This window comes from Adlercreutzia sp., assembly GCF_056795635.1.
Genome location: NZ_JBQIIT010000007.1, coordinates 120508 through 139393 on the forward strand (window position 1 = coordinate 120508; position 18886 = coordinate 139393).

The 18886-nt window shown below is 65.3% G+C and carries 15 protein-coding genes; 7 read left to right on the top strand and 8 right to left on the bottom strand.

The features are described 5' to 3' along the window. Window positions 1-311 precede the first annotated feature (311 nt). Window positions 312-1019, top strand: coding sequence for a hypothetical protein (locus tag ACTOXK_RS06430; protein WP_482276848.1), 708 nt, complete (start codon window positions 312-314; stop codon window positions 1017-1019). Window positions 1020-1331: 312 nt separating this feature from the next. On the opposite strand, the gene ACTOXK_RS06435 is transcribed toward ACTOXK_RS06430, so the two are convergent. Continuing rightward, window positions 1332-2429 carry a cation diffusion facilitator family transporter gene (locus ACTOXK_RS06435; protein ID WP_482276849.1) on the bottom strand — a complete coding sequence of 366 codons (1098 nt, stop codon included), beginning with the start codon at window positions 2427-2429 and terminating at the stop codon, window positions 1332-1334. A 220-nt stretch (window positions 2430-2649) separates the two neighbouring features. Here ACTOXK_RS06435 and oxc point away from each other — a divergent pair, with 220 nt between their 5' ends. From oxc to nifJ, 3 genes are all read left to right on the top strand, one after another. After that, a complete protein-coding gene (oxc, locus tag ACTOXK_RS06440; RefSeq protein WP_482276850.1) occupies window positions 2650-4431 on the top strand; it encodes an oxalyl-CoA decarboxylase in 1782 nt (593 codons plus the stop codon). Window positions 4432-4670: 239 nt separating this feature from the next. Beyond that, window positions 4671-5714 carry an AEC family transporter gene (locus ACTOXK_RS06445; RefSeq protein ID WP_482276851.1) on the top strand — a complete coding sequence of 348 codons (1044 nt, stop codon included), beginning with the start codon at window positions 4671-4673 and terminating at the stop codon, window positions 5712-5714. 74 nt (window positions 5715-5788) lie between these two features. Further along, entirely contained in the window at window positions 5789-9496 is a 3708-nt protein-coding gene (gene nifJ / locus ACTOXK_RS06450) for a pyruvate:ferredoxin (flavodoxin) oxidoreductase (protein ID WP_482276852.1), read from the top strand. Window positions 9497-9565: 69 nt separating this feature from the next. On the opposite strand, the gene ACTOXK_RS06455 is transcribed toward nifJ, so the two are convergent. The 5 genes from ACTOXK_RS06455 to frc form a co-directional block, all read right to left on the bottom strand. Continuing rightward, complete coding sequence (locus ACTOXK_RS06455; protein ID WP_482276853.1) at window positions 9566-9811, bottom strand: helix-turn-helix domain-containing protein; 246 nt, start codon at window positions 9809-9811, stop codon at window positions 9566-9568. 10 nt (window positions 9812-9821) lie between these two features. Then, window positions 9822-10352 (bottom strand): hypothetical protein, encoded by a 531-nt coding sequence (locus ACTOXK_RS06460; protein WP_482276854.1) that lies wholly within the window; start codon window positions 10350-10352, stop codon window positions 9822-9824. A gap of 137 nt (window positions 10353-10489) precedes the next feature. After that, a complete protein-coding gene (locus ACTOXK_RS06465) occupies window positions 10490-11728 on the bottom strand; it encodes a radical SAM protein (protein ID WP_482276855.1) in 1239 nt (412 codons plus the stop codon). A gap of 282 nt (window positions 11729-12010) precedes the next feature. Then, the gene (locus tag ACTOXK_RS06470; protein WP_135970915.1) at window positions 12011-12226 is read right to left on the bottom strand and encodes a helix-turn-helix domain-containing protein; all 216 of its coding nucleotides are present in this window, start codon (window positions 12224-12226) and stop codon (window positions 12011-12013) included. Window positions 12227-12394: 168 nt separating this feature from the next. Further along, on the bottom strand, window positions 12395-13729 hold the full coding sequence (gene frc, locus ACTOXK_RS06475; RefSeq protein ID WP_482276856.1) for a formyl-CoA transferase: 1335 nt from the start codon (window positions 13727-13729) through the stop codon (window positions 12395-12397). 135 nt (window positions 13730-13864) lie between these two features. Here frc and ACTOXK_RS06480 point away from each other — a divergent pair, with 135 nt between their 5' ends. Beyond that, window positions 13865-14848: a helix-turn-helix transcriptional regulator gene (locus ACTOXK_RS06480; protein ID WP_482276857.1), complete on the top strand. Its 984-nt coding sequence runs from the start codon at window positions 13865-13867 to the stop codon at window positions 14846-14848. A gap of 99 nt (window positions 14849-14947) precedes the next feature. Here ACTOXK_RS06480 and cysK read toward each other — a convergent pair whose 3' ends face one another. Next, window positions 14948-15880, bottom strand: coding sequence for a cysteine synthase A (cysK, locus tag ACTOXK_RS06485; RefSeq protein WP_482276858.1), 933 nt, complete (start codon window positions 15878-15880; stop codon window positions 14948-14950). A gap of 357 nt (window positions 15881-16237) precedes the next feature. On the opposite strand from cysK, the gene ACTOXK_RS06490 reads away from it, so the two are divergent. Continuing rightward, window positions 16238-17170 (top strand): LysR family transcriptional regulator, encoded by a 933-nt coding sequence (locus ACTOXK_RS06490; RefSeq protein WP_482276859.1) that lies wholly within the window; start codon window positions 16238-16240, stop codon window positions 17168-17170. 31 nt (window positions 17171-17201) lie between these two features. Here ACTOXK_RS06490 and ACTOXK_RS06495 read toward each other — a convergent pair whose 3' ends face one another. After that, window positions 17202-18398: an MnmA/TRMU family protein gene (locus tag ACTOXK_RS06495; RefSeq protein WP_482276860.1), complete on the bottom strand. Its 1197-nt coding sequence runs from the start codon at window positions 18396-18398 to the stop codon at window positions 17202-17204. 273 nt (window positions 18399-18671) lie between these two features. Between ACTOXK_RS06495 and ACTOXK_RS06500 the strand changes: the two genes are divergently transcribed. Beyond that, a partial coding sequence (locus tag ACTOXK_RS06500; protein WP_482279877.1) for a hydroxyethylthiazole kinase occupies window positions 18672-18886 on the top strand: 215 nt, incomplete at its 3' end.

Sequence of the window (18886 nt, forward strand, 5' to 3'; positions counted from 1 at the left end):
CGGGCCCGTGTTTCCGAATGGTTTCCCGCCGCCCAGCGGTGCAACTCGCAGGCCGGCCCGAAGAATGAGCAGAACGCGGAATGCATCGGGGCGACGAACCATACGGGAACTTTCCGACACGGGAAACCATCCCTGACGAAACTGCGGAAAACCACCGCGCCACCCTCACGACGAAACCCGCCAGAATCCACAACGCTCCGTACTGACACTTGTCAACAAACGGTCTACAGGGCAATGATTAGCTTGTCGATCAAGGTTCTAGGGCTATACTGTCACCGTTGTCATTTTGTCCCCGAATAAGGAGAACCACCATGAACACCTCCCACGCCAAAGCCATCAAGGGCATGAGCATCGCCAACATCGTGCTCGCGTCCCTCGGCATCATCGGCATCCTGATCGCCTGGGCCGGCCTCGGCGCCGGCGGTGCGGCCATCAACAATTCCGGCTACGACTACTTCTACACCGACGAGGGCTACATCATCGAGATGAGCGACATCAACATGCTGCTCGGCCTGGTGGGCGCCTTCGTGTTCTGGGGCTTTGCCTGCCTGGTGCTCGTGCTCATCGCCGGCATCATGGGCGTGCGCGGCGCCAACAAGCCCGAGAAGCTGAAGGGCGTCATGGTGTGGAACATCGTGGGCGCCGTCGCCGCCTTCCTCGGCGCGGGCATCATCTCGCTCGTGCTCTGCATCATCGTGGCCGTGAACGCCAACAAGGACAAGAAGCTCTACGCCATGGCCGCTCCCTACGGCGCCCCTGCCTACGGCGCTCCCACGGCTCCCGCGGTCCCGGCCCAGCCGGCCGCTCCCCAGCAGCCCGCCGCCCCGCAGGCCCCGGCCGCCCCGGTAGCCGTCGCCACCGAGACCCTCGTGTCCGACCCCGCCCCGGTGACCCCCGCCGCCGCCGAGGCAGCCGCCGCCGAGCCGGCCGTCGTCGTGCCCGACAACTACATCGAGGACGCCCAGGCCAGCGTCACCATCGTGGAGGAGACTCCCTCCAACGACAAGCCCCAGGCGTAAAAGCCAACACCCCCAGCACCAAAGAGAGGGAGCCCGAAAGGCTCCCTCTCTTTATGCCCCAACATCAACCAGACCAAGCAGGTCCCCGCGCAGGAGGGGCGCGTTCGCGGACGTCTGAGCGCCCCGCGAAGAACGCGGCCCAAAAGAAGCAGATTCCACTTCAGCACCAACGATGCGGGGGATAGTACCGACCGATGTGCGTCATCCCCTCTGCTTCTCCAGCCGCGTTCGCAGCGGGAACCAGCGCGAAGTCGGCCGTGAACGCACCCCTCCCGCGCGGGGACCGGACAGCCGCCAAACCAGCCAGAGTCCCTACTCCTCATAATCCGTATCGATCACTACATCGAACGAGTAGGCCGGATACCGCGCCGACAGCGCCTTCACCACCGCGTCGCGCACCGCCTCCCCGTCGGCCGAGAAGTCCACCACCATGTCGAAGTACACCGTGGCGTCTTCCGTATCCCCGTAGAACCCATGCACTTGCTCGATGGCCGGCTCCTCGGCCACGATCTTCTGCAGGGCCGCGCGCATATCGGCGAACTGCCCTTGGCTGTTGGCCGCGTAAATGCCCACGATGGCCCGGATGCGGAACTTCTCGGCAAGCCCCTCGGTGATCTTGCGCGTCAGCTCGTGAATCTCGCGGGCATCCATGGCATCGTCCACCTCGATGTGCAGGCCGCCGAGCACCTCGTTGGGCCCGAAATTGTCCAACACAATGTCGTAGGTGCCCCGCACCCCGGGAAACCCGTTCACGTAGGTGGCGATGGCGTTCACCAGCTTCTTGTCCTCCGGCAGCCCGATGATGGGACCCAGCGCGTCCCGCAGCACCTCAATACCGGCCTTGCATACCACCAGCGAGATGATGAGGCCCACGACACCGTCGATGTTGAGCCCCCACAGGTTCTGGGCCGCAGCCACCACCAGCGTGCCCGCCGACAGCACGGCGTCGTAGTTGGAATCCACCCCCGAGGCGATAAGCGCCTCGCAGTGCGTCTTGTCGCCGAAGCGCTTGAACATGATGCCGATGGCGATCTTCGCCAAAATGGCCACCACGATGACCGTGATGGTGACAACCGAATAGCTCGGCGCGCCCGGATGGATGATCTTCACCACCGATTCCCGCAGCGACACTACGCCGGCCACCAGGATAATAACGGCGATGACCACGCTCGTCAGGTACTCCACGCGCCCGTAGCCGAAAGGATGGCGGCGATCGGGGCGGCGCCCGGCCAGCTTCGTGCCCACGATGGTCACGATGGAGGACAGGGCGTCGGTGGCGTTGTTCACGCCGTCCAGAATGATGGCGATGGAATGGGACACCAATCCCACGGCCAGTTTGAATGCCACGAGCAGCAGATTGCCCGCAATGCCGTACACGCTCGCCTTAACGATCTCCCGCTCGCGATCCATGACCATCACCTTCGCTATATTATGTGCGCCCTTCCGGCTCAGCTTCGATTATAGCCCTCGTCCCCGCCGCCCTATATGCTTACCACGTAGCCTTTCCAATGCAATTCGGCAACCTCCCGCCAACAGCGGCCACCAGCAGCCGAAACAAGTCGTGGCGCGGACTATATTTCATAGAGAAGCACTGCTTCTCCCTGTCCACGCTCACTTTCAGGAGGCATCCATGGCTACCACTCCCACGGCCGCGCCGGCCGCGAGCACCAACCTCACCGACGGATTCCACGTGCTGGTTGAATCGCTGCTGAAGAACGATTTGAACCGTATGTACGGCGTCATCGGCATTCCCGTGACCGATGTGGCCCGCATCGCCCAGGCCAAGGGCATCCGCTACATCGGCATGCGCCACGAGGCCGACGCCGGCAACGCCGCTGCGGCCGAGGGCTTCATCACCGGCAAGCCCGGCCTGTACCTCACCGTATCGGCCCCCGGGTTCCTGAACGGCATCGTGCCCTTGAAGGAGGCCACCGAGAACGGCTGGCCCGTCATCATGATGGCCGGCTCCTCGTCCCGCGAGCTCATCGACTTGGGCGAGGGCGACTACGAGGGGCTCGACCAGCTGAACTACGCGAAGCCCTTCGCCAAGGCCGCCTACCGGGTCGACAAGGTGGCGGACATTCCGCTCGTGGTGGCCCGGGCCATCCGCGCCGCCTGCTCGGGGCGCCCCGGCGGCGTGTACATCGACCTGCCCGGCGATACCCTGGGCCAGACCATCGACGCCACCGTGGCCGAGGGCCTGCTGTACAAGGTGAACGACCCGGCCCCGGCCCAAATTCCCGCCCAGAGCGTCGTCGATGAGGCCATGGCCGTGCTGGCCAGCGCCAAGAAGCCCCTCATCTACCTGGGCAAGGGCGCGGCCTACGCCCAGTGCGACGACGAGGTGCGCCAGTTCGTGGAAGCCACCGGGGCGCCGTATTTGGCCATGTCCATGGCCAAAGGCCTTTTGCCCGATAACCACCCGCAGAACGCCGCCAGCGCCCGCGGCATGACCATGCGCGAGGCCGACGTGGTGGTGCTGCTGGGGGCGCGCCTGAACTGGATGCTCAACTTCGGCAAGGGCAAGCACTGGAACGAGAACGTGAAGTTCATCCAGGTGGACATCGACCCCACCGAGATCGACAACTCCCGCTACATCGCCGCGCCGGTGGTGGGCGATCTGAAATCTACCGTGGGCCTGTTCAACGACTACCTGGCCGCCCATCCCTTCAAGGCCGATCCCGCCTGGCTCGCCTCCATCCAGGCCGATTCCGCGAAGAACAACGCCCGCTTCGGCGGAGCCGAGACGGCCGACACCGTGCCCATGAACCACTACAACGCCCTGGGGGCCATTAAGAAGGTGACCGACGCCAACCACGACGTGTACATCGCCAACGAGGGCGCCAACGCCCTGGACGATTGTCGCGACATCATCGATATGTACCTGCCCCGCCACCGCCTGGACTGCGGCACCTGGGGCGTCATGGGCGTGGGCTTGCCCTACGCCATCGGCGCGGCCGTGACCACGGGGCGTCCAGTCATTTCCATCCACGGCGATTCCGCCTTCGGCTTCGACGGCATGGAGGTGGAAACTATCTGCCGCTACAACCTGCCCGTGACCGCGGTGGTGCTGAACAACGGCGGCATCTACCGCGGCGACTTCAAGAACCTGGGCGACGACGGCGACCCCTCGCCCCTGACGCTTGCGGCGTGCGCCCACTACGAGAAGCTGATGGAGGCCTTCGGTGGCACCGGCTACTACGCCACCACCCCCGCCGAGGTGGAGCAGTACGTGGCCGCTGGCGTGGCGAGCCGCAAGCCCACCCTGGTGTGCTGCGAGCTGTCCATCCACGCCGGCAAGGAATCAGGGCACATCACCTACCTGAACCCCCAGCCCGTCACCGGCCCCCTCGTCGGCAACGAGCAAGAAGACCTGGCCGAGCACCGCGAAGGCGGCAAACTCGTCGATTAGGAAGTCATCAACTGCGGCCGGCATGCTTCCCATCCCCCCGAGCCATGTCGAATGCGCCCTCGACCGTGACCAAGCGTAGAGGGGATGCGGGGTGCCTTGACCGAGCGAGTTCCACAGCGACTGGAAATGTCCAGTGGACATTTCCACAAAGCGAGGACTGTCTGAGCGAATCAAGGTACCCCGCAGCCCCGACCGGCGCAGAGCCCCAAGCTAACATCAACCGAGAAAGAAGGCCCGAAATGGGAGACATAGGCAACATCATCATCGCCGACATCCTGCCGATCTTCGCCATCATGATCCTCGGCTACCTCGGCGGCAAGCTGCACAAGTTCGACCACGACCAGATGCAGGGCCTGAACAAGGTCGTGCTGGACATCGCCCTGCCGGCCGCGCTGTTTCTGTCCATCACTAAGGCCACCCGCGAGATGCTGTTCAGCGATCTCACGCTGACCCTCGTGAGCCTGGGCGTCGTCATCGGCATGTTCCTGCTCAGCTTCCTGTTGTGCTGGAAGATGTTCAAGCACAACATCGCCGAGGCCGGCGTGTGCGCTCTCATCGCCGGCTCGCCCACCATCGGCTTTCTGGGCTTCGCCGTGCTGGACCCAGTGTTCGGCACCGGCACCCAAACGGGCCTCGTGGTGGCCATCGTGGCCATCATCGTGAATGCCATCACCATTCCCATCGGCTTCTACCTGGTGAACAAGGGCATGAACGCCGAGGCGGCCACCGGTAAGACGAAGCTGGCCGCTACCGGAGCCGCCGCAACGGCCAAGGGCGCCCCGGCCGCACCGGCCCAGCATCACAACTCCAGCCTGAACGCCATCGTCAGCTCGCTCAAGCAGCCGGTGGTGTGGGTGCCCCTTTTGGCCGTGGCCCTGGTGCTGGTGGGCATTCAGTTCCCCGCCGAGCTGGACCCCTGCTTCAGCCTCATCGCCAAGGCCAACTCCGGCCTGGCCGTGTTCGCCGCCGGCATCGCCCTGTCCACGGTGAAATTCGCCCTGGGCAAGGAAACCCTGTGGAACGTGTTCTACCGCAACCTGCTGACCCCGGCCGTGGGCCTGGCCATCGGGCTCGTTTGCGGCATCCACGGCGTCATGCTGCAGATGTTCGTGCTGGCCATCGCCCTGCCTCCGGCATTCTCGGGCATCATCATTTCCAGCCGCTACAACATCTATGTTCGCGAAGGCGCCTCCACCGTGGCCGTGTCCACCCTGGCCTTCGCCGCCACCATGCCCCTCTGGATCGTCGTCACCCCCATGATCGAGCATATGTTCGGCGCCTAAAGGAGCAACGGAAAACGCAGTACGTTCAGGGGCGGGCTTCAGGTCCGCTCCTTTCACAAGAGAAGGGAGCGTCCATGGACACGCAGCGCACGGATGAGGCGGCGGTGCCGCATCGCCAGGCGGTCACGGGAATGGAGGCGGCGGCGAGCGCAGCCTACGCGCTGTCGGATGTGGCCATGATCTTCCCCATCACGCCGGCATCGCACATGGCCGAGACCGTGGAATCCTGGGCCGTGGCCGGGCGGGAGAACTTCTTCGGGCATCCCGTGGTGGTGAAGGAGATGCAATCTGAGAAGGGCGTGGCCGGAGCGCTGCACGGCTGTTTGGCCGGGGGCGCGCTCGCCACCACCATGACGGCCAGCCAGGGCCTCATGCTCATGATTCCCAATATGTACAAGGTGGCCGGGGAACTGCTGCCGGCCGTGTTCCACGTGACCTGCCGCTCGCTGGCCACCCACGCCCTGTCCATCTTCGGCGACCACCAGGACCTCATGGCCACCCGCGCCACGGGCGTGGCCATGCTGGGCAGCGCATCGGTGCAGGAGTGCCAGGACCTCTCCTGGGTGGCTCATCTGGCGGCCATCGAGGGCAGCCTGCCCTTCGTGCACTTCTTCGACGGCTTCCGCACCTCCGACGAGGTGCAGACCATCGACGTCATCGACCCGGCGGCCATGGGCCCGCTGGTGGATTGGAAAGCGGTGAGCGCCTTCCGCCACCGCGCCATGGACCCGGAGCATCCCGCCATCCGCGGCACGGCCCAGAACCCCGACATCTACTTCCAGAACCGCGAGGCCCCCAACCGCGCCTACGACGCCCTGCCCGCCATCGTGCAGAAGACCATGGACGGACTGGCGAAGGTGTGCGGGCGCCAGTACCACCTGTTCGATTACGTGGGCGCCCCCGATGCCGAGCGCGTGATCGTCACCATGGCCTCCAGCTGCGACACCGTTGAGGCCGTCGTGGCCGACCGCTGCGCCGCCGGCGAGAAGGTGGGCCTCGTGAAGGTGCGCCTCTACCGGCCGTTTTCCGCCGAGCACCTGCTGGCCGCCCTGCCGCCTACCGCGAAGATCGTCTGTGCCCTGGACCGCACCAAGGAGCCGGGCAGCCTCGGCGAGCCGCTGTTTCTGGACGTGCAGGCCGCCGTGGCCGCCGGCCGTCCCGGCGTGCGCGTCATCGGGGGCCGCTACGGGCTGTCCTCCAAGGAGTTCACCCCGGCCATGGCCAAAGCCGTCTTCGACGCCATGGCCGCCCCCGATCCGCTGCCCCGCTTCACTGTGGGCATCACCGACGACGTGACCCATCTCTCCCTGCCCGTGGCCCCCTACGCGCCGGTCCCCACCCAGAAGCTCACCCAGGCCGTGTTCTACGGCTTCGGCAGCGACGGCACTGTGAGCGCCAACCGGGCGGCCGCGGCCATCGTGAGCGATCGCGCCGACCGCTTCGTGCAGGAGTACTCCTGGTACGACTCGAAGAAATCCGGCGGCCTCACCATCTCCTACATGCGCTTCGGCACTACCCCGGTGCGCCAGCCCTGGCTCATCACCGAGGCCGACTACCTGGCCTGCCACAAGGACATCTACGTCCAGCGCGGCTATCCCCTCCTCGACCGTTTGCGCGATGGGGGTACCTTCGTGCTGAACGCCCCCTGGACCACGGTGCGCGAGCTGGACGCGTCGCTGCCCGCCGCCCTGCGCCGCGGCCTGGCCGCCAAGCACGCCGACCTCTACGTCATCGACGCCGCCGCCCTGGCCGCCAAGCACGGCCTGGGGCCGCGCATCAACATGATCATGCAGGCGGTGTTCTTCCGCCTCACCGCCGTCATGGACTTCACCGAGGCCCTAGACCAGCTGAAGGAGAGCGTGGCCCGGCTGTACGCCTCTAAGGGCGCCGACGTGGTGGCCCGCGACCAGGCGGCCATCGACGAGGCCGCCGATTGCCTGGTGAAAATCGGCTACCCGAAGCGCTGGGCCACTGCTTCCGACGGGGACGACACTCCCGGCGACTACGCCGCCGGCACCGGTGCGGCCCCGGCCGTGCGGCTCGGGTCGGTTCCCGGCGAGGACAGCTTCATCGAGCGCATCTTCCGCCCCCTCGACCACCTGCACGGCGACGAGGTGCCCGTGTCGGCCTTAAGCCCCGACGGCATCGTGCCCCCGGGGTCGGCCGCCTACGAGAAGCGCCGCGTGGCCTACGAGATTCCCCGCTGGGACGTGACCAAGTGCGTGGAATGCTACGAGTGCTCGCTCGTGTGCCCCCACGCCGCCATCCGCCCCTACGTGGCCGAGACCGGCGAGCTGGCCGGCGCGCCGGAGACCTTCGCCACCAAGCCGGCCCGGCTCAAGGAGCTTCAGGGCATGGCTTTCCGCATCCAGGTGTACCCGGAAGACTGCGTGGGCTGCGGCAGCTGCGCCGATAACTGCCCCGCCCCGGGCAAGGCCCTCGTCATGGAGCCTGTGACCAGCCAGCTGGCCGAGCAGAAGGCCAACCTGGCCTTCGCCGAGGCCAACATCAGCCTGAAAGACGACCGCGTGCCCGCCGACTCCGTTCCCGGCACCCAACTGCAGAAGCCGCTGCTGGAGTTCTCCGGCTGCTGCGGCGGGTGCGGCGAGACCCCCTACGTGAAGCTGCTCACCCAGCTGTTCGGCGAGCGCCTCATCATCGCCAACGCCACGGGCTGCTCCTCTATCTGGGGAGCCTACATGCCCTCGATGCCCTACACCGTGAAGCCGAACGGCCATGGCCCGGCCTGGGGAAACTCCCTGTTCGAGGACAACGGGGAATTCGGCTACGGCATCGCCAAGGCCGTCATGGTGCGCCGGCGCCACCTCACCGACCTCGTGAAGCGGGCCCTCGGCAAACCGGCCGCAGGGGAACCCGCATCGAGCGAGCCGGCCGCGCCGTCGCCCGCTGCCGCAGATACAACCGGCCCCGCTTTCTCCCCCGCCACCACCGCGCTCTTGAGCAGCTGGCTCGCCGTGGCCGACGACAGCGGCCTGGCCTACGAGGCGGGCCAGGCCGCCCAGACGGCCCTGCACGCGGAACGGCGCTCCCTGGCCCCCGAAAGCCCCGCGGCCGCCCTGGCCGACGAGATCCTCGACTACGGGGAGATGTTCGGCACCAAGAGCGTGTGGGCCGTCGGCGGCGACGGCTGGGCCTACGACATCGGCTTCGGCGGGCTTGACGAGGTGCTGGCCTCGGGCGAGAACATCAACGTGCTCGTGCTGGACACCGAGGGCTATTCCAATACCGGCGGCGAGATGTCGAAGGCCACGGAACTTTCCAGCGTGTCCGGCTTCACCATGGACGGCAAGCCCACGCCCCGCAAGGATCTGGGGCGCATGATGATGCAGTACGGGTACGTGTACGTGGCCCAGGTGTGCCTGGGGGCGAACCGGCAGCAGGCCATTACCGCCCTGTGCGAGGCCGAAGCCTACGACGGCCCCTCCATCGTGATCGCCCTGTGCCCGTGCATCAGCTGGGGCATCAAGGGCGGCATGAGCACCAACCTGCGCGTGGCCCGGGAAGGCGTGGAGGCCGGCTACTGGCCGCTGTTCCGCTTCAACCCCCAGCGCGCGGCGGCCGGCACCGACCCGCTTACCGTAGACTACCAGGCCCCCGACGGCCACCTGGACGACTTCCTCAACCGCCAGGACCGCTTCACCTCGCTGCTCGCCCGCGACCCGCGCCGGGCGCGCATGCTCCACAGCGAGCTGGCCAAAGACCTCGCCCGCGAATACACCGAGCTAGAGCGCACCGTGAGGGTGTACGAGCCCGAGGCCTAGGAACTACGGCATGACAAAAGAGCCCCTTCGCTCCTTTGAGGGGGCTCGATTCGGCTCATCGGGAAGGGTTTACTCCTCCGCGTCACCTTGCTCGGCGTTGGGGTCAACGCCGTCGGGATCGAACTCGAAAAGATCGCCGGGCTGGCAGTGAAGCTCCTTGCAGATCTTCATCATGGTGGAGAAGCGGATGGCCTTGATACGGCCCGTGCGAATGCGGGAGATGTTCACCGGGGAAATCTCGATACGACGAGACAGCTCGTTCACGGACATTTTGCGGTCCGCCATCACCCGATCAAGCCTGGAAATAATGCGCATGGGACAGCCTTCATACGGTATCGTCGCTTAACTGCTGTAGCAATGCCGCATAGCGAAAAATTGCCGACAACGAATACATGATACCAGAGAACACCAGCATGCCCGCATTGAGGTTGATCGTATTTGCTGATTCTCCTCCATTTATATCAAAGGTCGCACCAAGCGGCCCAGACACCTGATATACAGCCACAATATCGAAGGCAAAATCAACGAAAAAGAGAGCGAGGGCGAGAAAGGCGATCAAGCGAAGCCGATCGGCTTGCTTAACGGACAGAGGGGTGCCCTGGGCAATTACGTCACCGAAAAGAGCGATGAAAACCAGGAGCATAGCGAGAAAGAGAGCGCCATGGAGAACGGAGTAGAGCACCGCTGAGGCAGAACCCGTGCCATTGCCGCCCATAAGAGCAAGCACGGTTGCAGCGACCCAAATAAGCGCATAGACACCAGCGAAAACCATGCAAGCCGTTCTAATCAGCCTGCATCTCGATTGCGCTTTGCCGAGTGCGCACTTCAAGTTCATCTCATCAGTATTCGATACCATCGTAAGCTCTTTTCTCTGTAGGCGCTCTCCCAGTTACCGCATCCTCGCTGCTACGCTCCCACCCGGATGCACGGGCTCACGGGACCAATCGTCACGCAAATGTCCAGCGGGGCAGGCTCTCCATAAAACAGCATGGCTCACACCTCCTTTCCCGTCTCGGCTCCCATCATGGCCTGAAAGAGAAGACGGTAGAACGTCCTCATCAGGGTGCAATAGGGATCGCGGGCCCCCACGTCGCCCGTGGCGAAGTAGGCGCGGGCCCGACAGCCGCCTCCGCAGAGGTAGCGAATCTCGCAGGTACCGCACGGGGCCAGCTCGTCCACAGGCGGCGCGGGTCGGCGGAGCCGTTCCAAGCACGTCGGATCATCGCGCAGCGACCCCGCGCAAAAGGCCTCGTCGTGCAGCAGGTGGCACGGGAACACCTCCCCATCGGCCGACACGCTCACCAGAGAGCAGCCCGCACCGCAGCCCGTTGTCGTGCACAGCCCCGTGCTCACCGGCGTATCGGCCAGCAGCGGCACCCCGCCCGAGGCCAGACCCAAGGTGGCTCGGGCCAGGGCGACCAAGGCTTCCTCGTCGGGCAGCACCGCAGCAAGCTCTCCCCCATCGGCCGGGGCCGAGAGCAGACTGAAGTTGATGGTCGCCCCCAACTCATCGGCCAAGGCGCAGTAGGAGCCCATGGCATCTCCGTTGCCCCGGTGAATAGTCGGGATGATATGGGCCCGCACGCCCGCGGCCCGAATGCGCTTGACCGTTTCCACCAACGCCGAAAAGCGATTCTCCCGCCGGATAGCCGACACCGCGCGGGCATCGGCCCCATCGAAGGACACCGAGATGCAATCCACCCATGGCGCCAGGGCCTCCAGCGCTTCCCCAGTCACCCGCGTGCCGTTTGTGAGCACGTCCACCTGCTCGATGCCGGCTTCCTTGGCCCCGGCGACGATGGCCGCCAAATCGTCGCGCAGAAACGGTTCGCCGCCGGAAATGACCAGACGTATCACGCCCGCAGCCGCCAAACGATCCACGATCTCGAGCATCGTCCCCAAGGGCAGGTCGTCCTTTTCGTTGCGGCCGTCTACCGCGGAATAGCAGCCAACGCAGCGCAGATTGCAGCGATGGGTGACGTGCAGATAGGCCGTTTGCAGCGTCGGCTCCTCACCGGTGCGCGCCTCCTCGCCGAAACCGCCGCGGCGCAAATGCTCCAACAGGCGCTCGTCCACGGCGGCAACGACCTCGTCGGGCACATCTTCGGTGAACATGCGGTGGCACAGGGTACGGCCCTCCGGAGTCAGGCCGATAACCGCACCCGTCGCCGTATTGCCGATCATGGGAATGGAGAACGGTTCGTGCTCCACGATGGTATGGCCGAACCTCATCTTGGGCTCCCCTCATTGCGTGATATTTTAGCTATTTTCGATCATTTCTCATCCGCATTTATGCGTTGACCGCCATAAAATATCGCCTTATTAACACAAAACGTTAGAGACCTCCCAAAAGAGGCTCTCACCAGGCAACTTGTCTTCGGAAAAGTCCTCGATCGCCAGCAATGGGGGCTGCCCGGGCGACGCAAATCAACCAGGTGCAGCGTGGGCCAAAAATAGTATCTCCGAACAGCGCAGATCGCCCGAGGACTACCGCAGATGCCGGAGCCGCGCAGACTACATGCCGCGGAAAATATCCTCGAGGGTAATGCCGAGCGAGGTGGCTATCTTCTGGAGTGTGCGCAGGGTGAGGTTCTTCTTACCGGCCTCGATCTCGCTCATATAGGACTTGGTCATGGAGGTCATGAGCGCCAGCTGCGACTGCGACACGCCCTTGGATATGCGAATATCCCGAATGCGTTTCCCAATTCTGTTTTGCAGTCGATTGCTCATGGCCCCAAGGCTACCTTGCCCTGTAAAAAGCGGTTTTCTTATAACCGAACTTACGGCGAACTTCAGCAAATATGCAAAACGCCGGGCCCCGAAAGGGAACCCGGCGCTTGGTGCGGGCGGCTCGTTTTCGCTGGAGCGAAACACTCCGCAAAAGCCAGACGGCCCAGCTTACTTCTTAATCACCTGCACGGCTGCGTTGTGCGGTGTCGTCGGCGCTTCCAGGACACCGGCCTGGGTGTACTGCTGCACCTGATCGGCCGTGTAGCCCAAACCCTCCAGAATCTCGGCATTGTGCTCGCCCAGGTCGGGAGCGCGCTGGTAGTCCGGCTTGAAGTTCGACATCGTGAACGGCAACCCGATGGTCTTGAACTTCCCGCGGGCACCGCCCTGGTCGATCTCGGGAATAGTGCCGTCGGTGGTCAGGTCGGGGTCGTGCTCGATCTCGTACCAATCGAGCACCGGGCCCACCGGCACACCGGCCGCGCCCAGCTTATCCGTCAGTTCGAACTTGTCGTACTGCTTGGTGAATTCCTCGATGATCGGGTACAGCTCCTGCTTGTGCAGCTGGCGGTTTTGCCACGGCGTGAATCGGGCGTCGGTCGCCAGCTCCGGCTTGCCGATGGCCTCGGCCAAAATCTTGAAGGCCTTGTCGGAGTTCTGCACGACGATATACACGAAGGCGTTGGGGTCGGTCTCCCAGCCCTTGGCCTTGTAGCACCAGCCGATGACCTGGCCGCCCTCGGTGTTCTCGGCGCGCGGGATAGCGCGGCCCCAATCGAAGTTCGGGTACACCTCGTAGTGCGGCAGGGCACCCAGGTTGTCCAACATCAGCTGATCGCGCAGCTTGATGCGGCACAGGTTCAGCACGGCATTCTGCATGGACTGGTACACGTAGCAGCCCTCGCCCATGCGCTCGCGCTGCAGCAGTGCCGACAGGATGCCGATGAGGAAGTGCATGCCGGTGTTGGAATCGCCCAGGGCCGCAGCGGACTGGGTGGGCACGTTGAAGTCGCCCTCGTTCCAACCGGTGGTGGAGGCGGCGCCGCCGGCCGATTGGGCCACAGGCTCGAAGGCCTTCACATGAGCGAAGCGCGAGCCCTGGTTGAAGCCCTTGAGCGAGGCCATGATGCAGCGCGGGTTGATGGCGTGCACCTGCTCCCAGCCAAAGCCCATCTTCTCCACGTCGCCCGGACCGATGTTCTCCACGAACAGGTCGGCCTCCTTCAGCAGCTTGGTCAGGATCTCCTTGCCCTCGGGCGTCTTCACGTTCAGGGTGAGGGACTTCTTGTTGGCGTTCAGCTGAAGATAGTACAGGCTCCAGGAATCGGCGATATCCAGCAGCTCGGTACGGGTCGGGTCGCCGCCCGGGCGCTCGATCTTGATGACCTCGGCGCCCATCCACGCCAAAAACTGGGTGCAGGAGGGGCCCGACTGAACCTCAGTCCAGTCGATGACCTTGATGCCCGCCAAAGGGGCCGTGGAATTCGCGTTTGTTGCAGTCACGGGAACACCTCGCTTCTCGAAGGATTTAGAATGTGCTACGGCATCTATTCTAGAAAGCGGATGGCGGCAATCCCGTTCGCTGAGCGCCTTTGTCACAGAGCGGTTTGCAGATTGTGGTGAGAAGGGAAGGTACCCATGGGCAGCGAGCACCAGAAATTGAAGCTCCTCTATCTGATGCAGATGCTCTACGAGCAGACCGACGAGGCCCACGGACTGACTACGCCGGAGCTCATCGAGGGCCTCGCCGAGCGCGGCGTAGATGCCGAGCGCAAATCCATCTACCGCGATCTGGAAACCCTGCGCTCCTTCGGCCTCGCCATCGAGAAACTGCCCACCCGCCCCGTGAGCTACGCCCTGGCCAGCCGCACCTTCTCCGAGGCCGAGCTCATGCTGCTCGTGGACGCGGTGCAGTCCTCGCGCTTCCTCACCCGGCGCATGGCCAACCGCCTCGTCGGGGGCATCGCCTCCCTCGGCTCGTGCCACCAGGAGCAGGTCCTCTCCCGCAACGTGCACGTAGAGGGCCGCATCACCATGCAGAACGAATCGGTGTTCCACCACGTGGACACCATCCACGAGGCCCTGCGCCGGCGCCGCCAGGTGACCTTCCGCTACGTGAAGCACGACGTCCACAAGCGGCCCGTGGCCCAGAAGGACGGGCGACTCTACCGGGAGACACCGGTGCGCCTCATATACTCCGAGGGCTGCTACTACCTCATCGCCTACAACGAGAAGCACGAAAGCTTCCCCGCCTACCGCGTGGATCGCATGCAGGGGCTGCGCCTCACCGATACGCCGGCCGTGCGCAACACGGCCATCGCCACCTTCGATGCCGATGCCTACAGCGCCCGCACCTTCTCCATGTTCGGGGGCGCGACGCGACGGGTGACCCTGCTCGTGGAAGAGCCGGTCATGAGCGCCGTGCTGGACCGCTTCGGGAAGGACGTGGAGAGCGCGGCCGTCGATGAGCGATGGGCCCGCGTCTACGTCACCGTGGCGCCGAGCCCGGTATTCTTCGGATGGCTCGCCCAGTTCGGCCGCGGCATGCGCATCGAGGCCCCGAGCGATCTAGCCGAGGAATACGCCGCCTATCTTCGCGACATTCTGGAAGATTACGCCTAGGGCGAGCCCGGGCCGAGGGACTCGCGTCCGTCAAACGACGGGCTCGGGGCCGAGAGTGCCGCGGGTTCACGCGAGCCGAGAGCGCCGTGCTGCGCTGCCCTATTCGCCGTTGAACATGGCGGTGGACAGGTAGCGCTCGCCGGTGTCGGGCAGGATGACGACGATGGTCTTGCCGGCATTCTCCGGGCGGGCGGCCACCTTGGTGGCCGCGGCCACGGCAGCCCCGGCCGAGATGCCCACGAGCAGGCCGTCCCGGGCCGCCAGCTCGCGGCCGGTCTCGAAGGCCTCCTCGTCGGTGACGGCCAGCACCTCGTCGTAGATGGCGGTGTCCAGCGTCTCGGGCACGAACCCGGCGCCGATGCCCTGGATCTTGTGGGAGCCGGCGCGGCCCTCGGACAGCACCGGAGACCCGGCCGGCTCCACGGCCACCACCTGGATCGCGGGATTCTGGGCCTTCAGATAGGCCCCCGTGCCCGACAGCGTGCCGCCGGTGCCCACGCCGGCCACGAGGATGTCCACCGTCCCGTCGGTGTCCTCCCAAATCTCGGGACCCGTGGTGCGCTCGTGCACGGCAGGGTTCGCCGCATTGGTGAACTGGGAGGGGATGAACGAGTTCGGGATCTCGGCGGCCAGCTCATCGGCCTTCGCGATGGCCCCCTGCATGCCCCGGGCCCCCTCGGTGAGCACGAGCTCGGCCCCGTAGGCCCGCATAAGGTTGCGCCGTTCCTGGGACATGGTCTCGGGCATGGTGATGATGATGCGGTTGCCGCGCACAGCCGCCAGAGCCGCCAGACCGATGCCCGTGTTGCCGGACGTGGGCTCGATGAGCACGGTCTCGTCGTCGATGAGCCCGGCGGCCTCGGCCGCCTCGATCATAGAGAGGGCGGCGCGGTCCTTCACCGAGCCGGTGGGGTTGAAGGACTCCACCTTCCCGAGCAGCGTGGCCGGCACGCCGTGGGCCCGCTCGTAGTTAGTCAGCTCCACCAGGGGCGTGTGACCGATCAACTCGGCAATGCTCTTGTGCACGTTCATGGAAAGTCCTTTCAGTTGTAGCCCACGTCACTCAACCGTGGTTGAGCGTAGAGGAGACGGCGGGTGTCCTGACCGAGCGAGTTCCGCAGCGACTGGAACAGTCCAGCGGACTGTTCCACCAAGCGAGGACCGTCTGAGCGAACCAGGATACCCGCCGGCTCCGACCGGACAGAGCCGCAATCACTTTTGATGGGCCCATCGTACCTGTCAACAGGACCCCGTCAACCGAGGGGGCCATAGGGGTTTTCGATGGCCGCCGCGCCAACATTCCCCGCGCCACTGGGCGGTTCCCGTGCCTGTGCACCTCCAACGGGGTATATAATTCCCAGAAACTTCCTAGACTTTACGGAGCACCCCATGACCCTCCAACAGCTGCGCTACCTCATCGCCATTGCCAGCCACGGCTCCATCAGCGCCGCGGCCCACACGCTCTACGTGTCGCAGTCGAGCCTGTCGGTGGCCGTGCGCGACATCGAGCGCGAGACCGGCGTCACCATCTTCGAGCGCTCCAACCGCGGCATCACGCTCACGAGCGATGGCGTGGAGCTGCTCGGCTACGCGCGGCAAGTGGTGGAGCAGGCCGATCTCATGGCCCAGCGCTACTCCGGCCGCGGCGATGGGAGCAACCAGGCCCAGCGCCTCGCCATCACCTCCCAGCACTACGCCTTCGTCGTGGAGGCCTTTTTGGAGCTGGCCGAGGAATACGAGGACGACGCCTACAACTTCTCCCTGCGCGAGACCCGCACCGCCGAGGTTATCGAGGACGTGCGCGATTTCCGCAGCGATTTGGGCGTGCTCTATCTGTCGTCGTTCAACGAGAGCGTCATCGGCCATGCCCTGGAAGACGCGAACCTCTCGTTCAACCTGCTGTTCTCCGCCCAGCCCCACATCTTCGTGAGCGCAAGCCATCCTCTGGCCGAGCGGGCCGAGGTCACTCTGGACGATTTGGCCCCCTGGCCGCGCTACGCTTTCGAGCAGGGCAATGCCAACTCGTTCTTCTACGCCGAGGAGCCCTTCGCCGAACGGCCCCACGCCAAGCGCATCGCCGTGAGCGACCGGGGCACGCTGTCGAATCTGTTGGCCCATCACGACGGCTACACCATCTCCACCGGCATGCTGTCGAGCGAGATGCACACGGGCATTGCCAGCGTGCCGCTGCAGACCAAGGAACTCATGCGCGTGGGCTACATCGTGCACAACGAGCGCCAACTGTCCGATTTGGCCCAGCGCTACATCGAGAAGCTGAGCCTGTTCGTGGAAGGCTACCAGATCGGCCTGGCGGGACTGTAGAGGGCGCGCCGGCGGTGGGTCGGAGGCGGCCCTAAAAGCAGCCGGCGATGGTACCGCCGCCCACCACCACGTCGCCGTCGTAGAGCACGACCGCCTGGCCGGGTGCAGCCGCCCGTTGGGGCTCGGCGAACACCACGCGCAGCTCATCGTCGCCCGTCTGATCCACCATGGCCGCCACGGGGCGCTGGCGGTAGTGGGTCTTCACCGATACCGATCGCGGGCCTTCCAAGCGCTCCACGGCGATCAAGTTCACGTCGCGGGCCACCACGCCCGCTACCTGCACCTCAGCCGCACCACCCACCACCAGGCGGTTGGCCGCCGCATCCTTCGCGAACACGTAGAGCGGCTCGGAGGCCGCCACGCCGATGCCCTTGCGCTGGCCCACGGTGTAGTGGATGAGCCCGCGATGCTCGCCAAGCACCCGTCCCGCGCGGTCCACGATCTCGCCAGGCTGGAAGGCCGCCGGCAGCGTCGCGCCCGAGCTAGCCGCCGAGGCGTCTTCCGCCGTTCGCGCCCTTTCCCCAACTTGCACCGCATTCACGCGGGCCGCCCCGTCGTTGGCACCTACGCCGCAACGTCGCTCGATGAAGCCAGCGTAGTCACCGTCGGGCACGAAGCAGATGTCCTGGCTCTCGGCCTTCTCGGCATTCCCGAAACCGTGGGTCCGGGCCAACGCGCGCACCTCGGGCTTGGTGAGGTCGCCCAAGGGGAACACCATATGGGCCAGGGAATCTTGGATGAGGTGGTACAGCACATAGCTCTGGTCCTTCGCCGCATCCCGGGCCTGCAGAAGTTGCCAGCGGCCCGTGGCCTCGTCAAAGGCGCGACGGGCGTAATGGCCCGTGGCCACGGCATCGAGCCCCAGTTCGCGACGGCGCCGCTGCAAGGCCTCGAACTTGAGGAAGCGGTTGCAGTCGATGCAGGGATTGGGAGTGGTGCCTTCCAGGTAGGCGTTACAGAACCGCCCGATGACCGCCTCGCCGAACAGATCCCCGAAGTTGAAGGTGTAGTGCGGCACGCCCAGACGACGGCACACGGCCCGGGCGTCCTCCACATCATCGAGCGAGCAGCAGCTTGAATCGCAATCGGGCTCCAGCATATCGGCGCCGAAGAGCTTCATGGTCACGCCCGTGACCCGACAGCCGGCCTCGGTCAGCAGCAGCGCCGCCACCGAGCTGTCCACCCCGCCGCTCATGGCCATCATGACCGACGCGTCCGCTTTTTCCATCCATTCGTCCATGGTGCCCATCATAGCACGGGGCCCATGGGCTACCCTGATACCCATGCAGGGGTACGAAGAAACCGCACAGCGCCCGCGCGACCCGCTGGGCCGCGCCGTCCAGCGCCCAGGGCGGCCCCTTCGTTGAGAGGGCCCATGGGCCCAACCCTTTGAACCTGTCAGCTAACACTGTCGTAGGGAGCACGCTTTCAAGCACCGGGCGCTTCCTGCAGAAGGCGCCCGCTCGCCTTTGCAGGGCCCGGCTTCCGGAGAGGAGCCGCCATGGCCGAGTCGTCCCATTCCGCCACACCCCCCACCTTCCCCGACGGTGACGAGGCCGCCCTGCGGGCATCCATGGCCCGTGCCGTCGCCGCCGTGCGGGCCGAAAACCCCCTCGCCCCTTCCATCACCAACACCGTCACCCAGAGCTTCGTGGCCAACGCGCAGCTGGCCGTCGGCGGGTCGGCCGCCATGGTGTACCTGCCCGACGAGGGCGA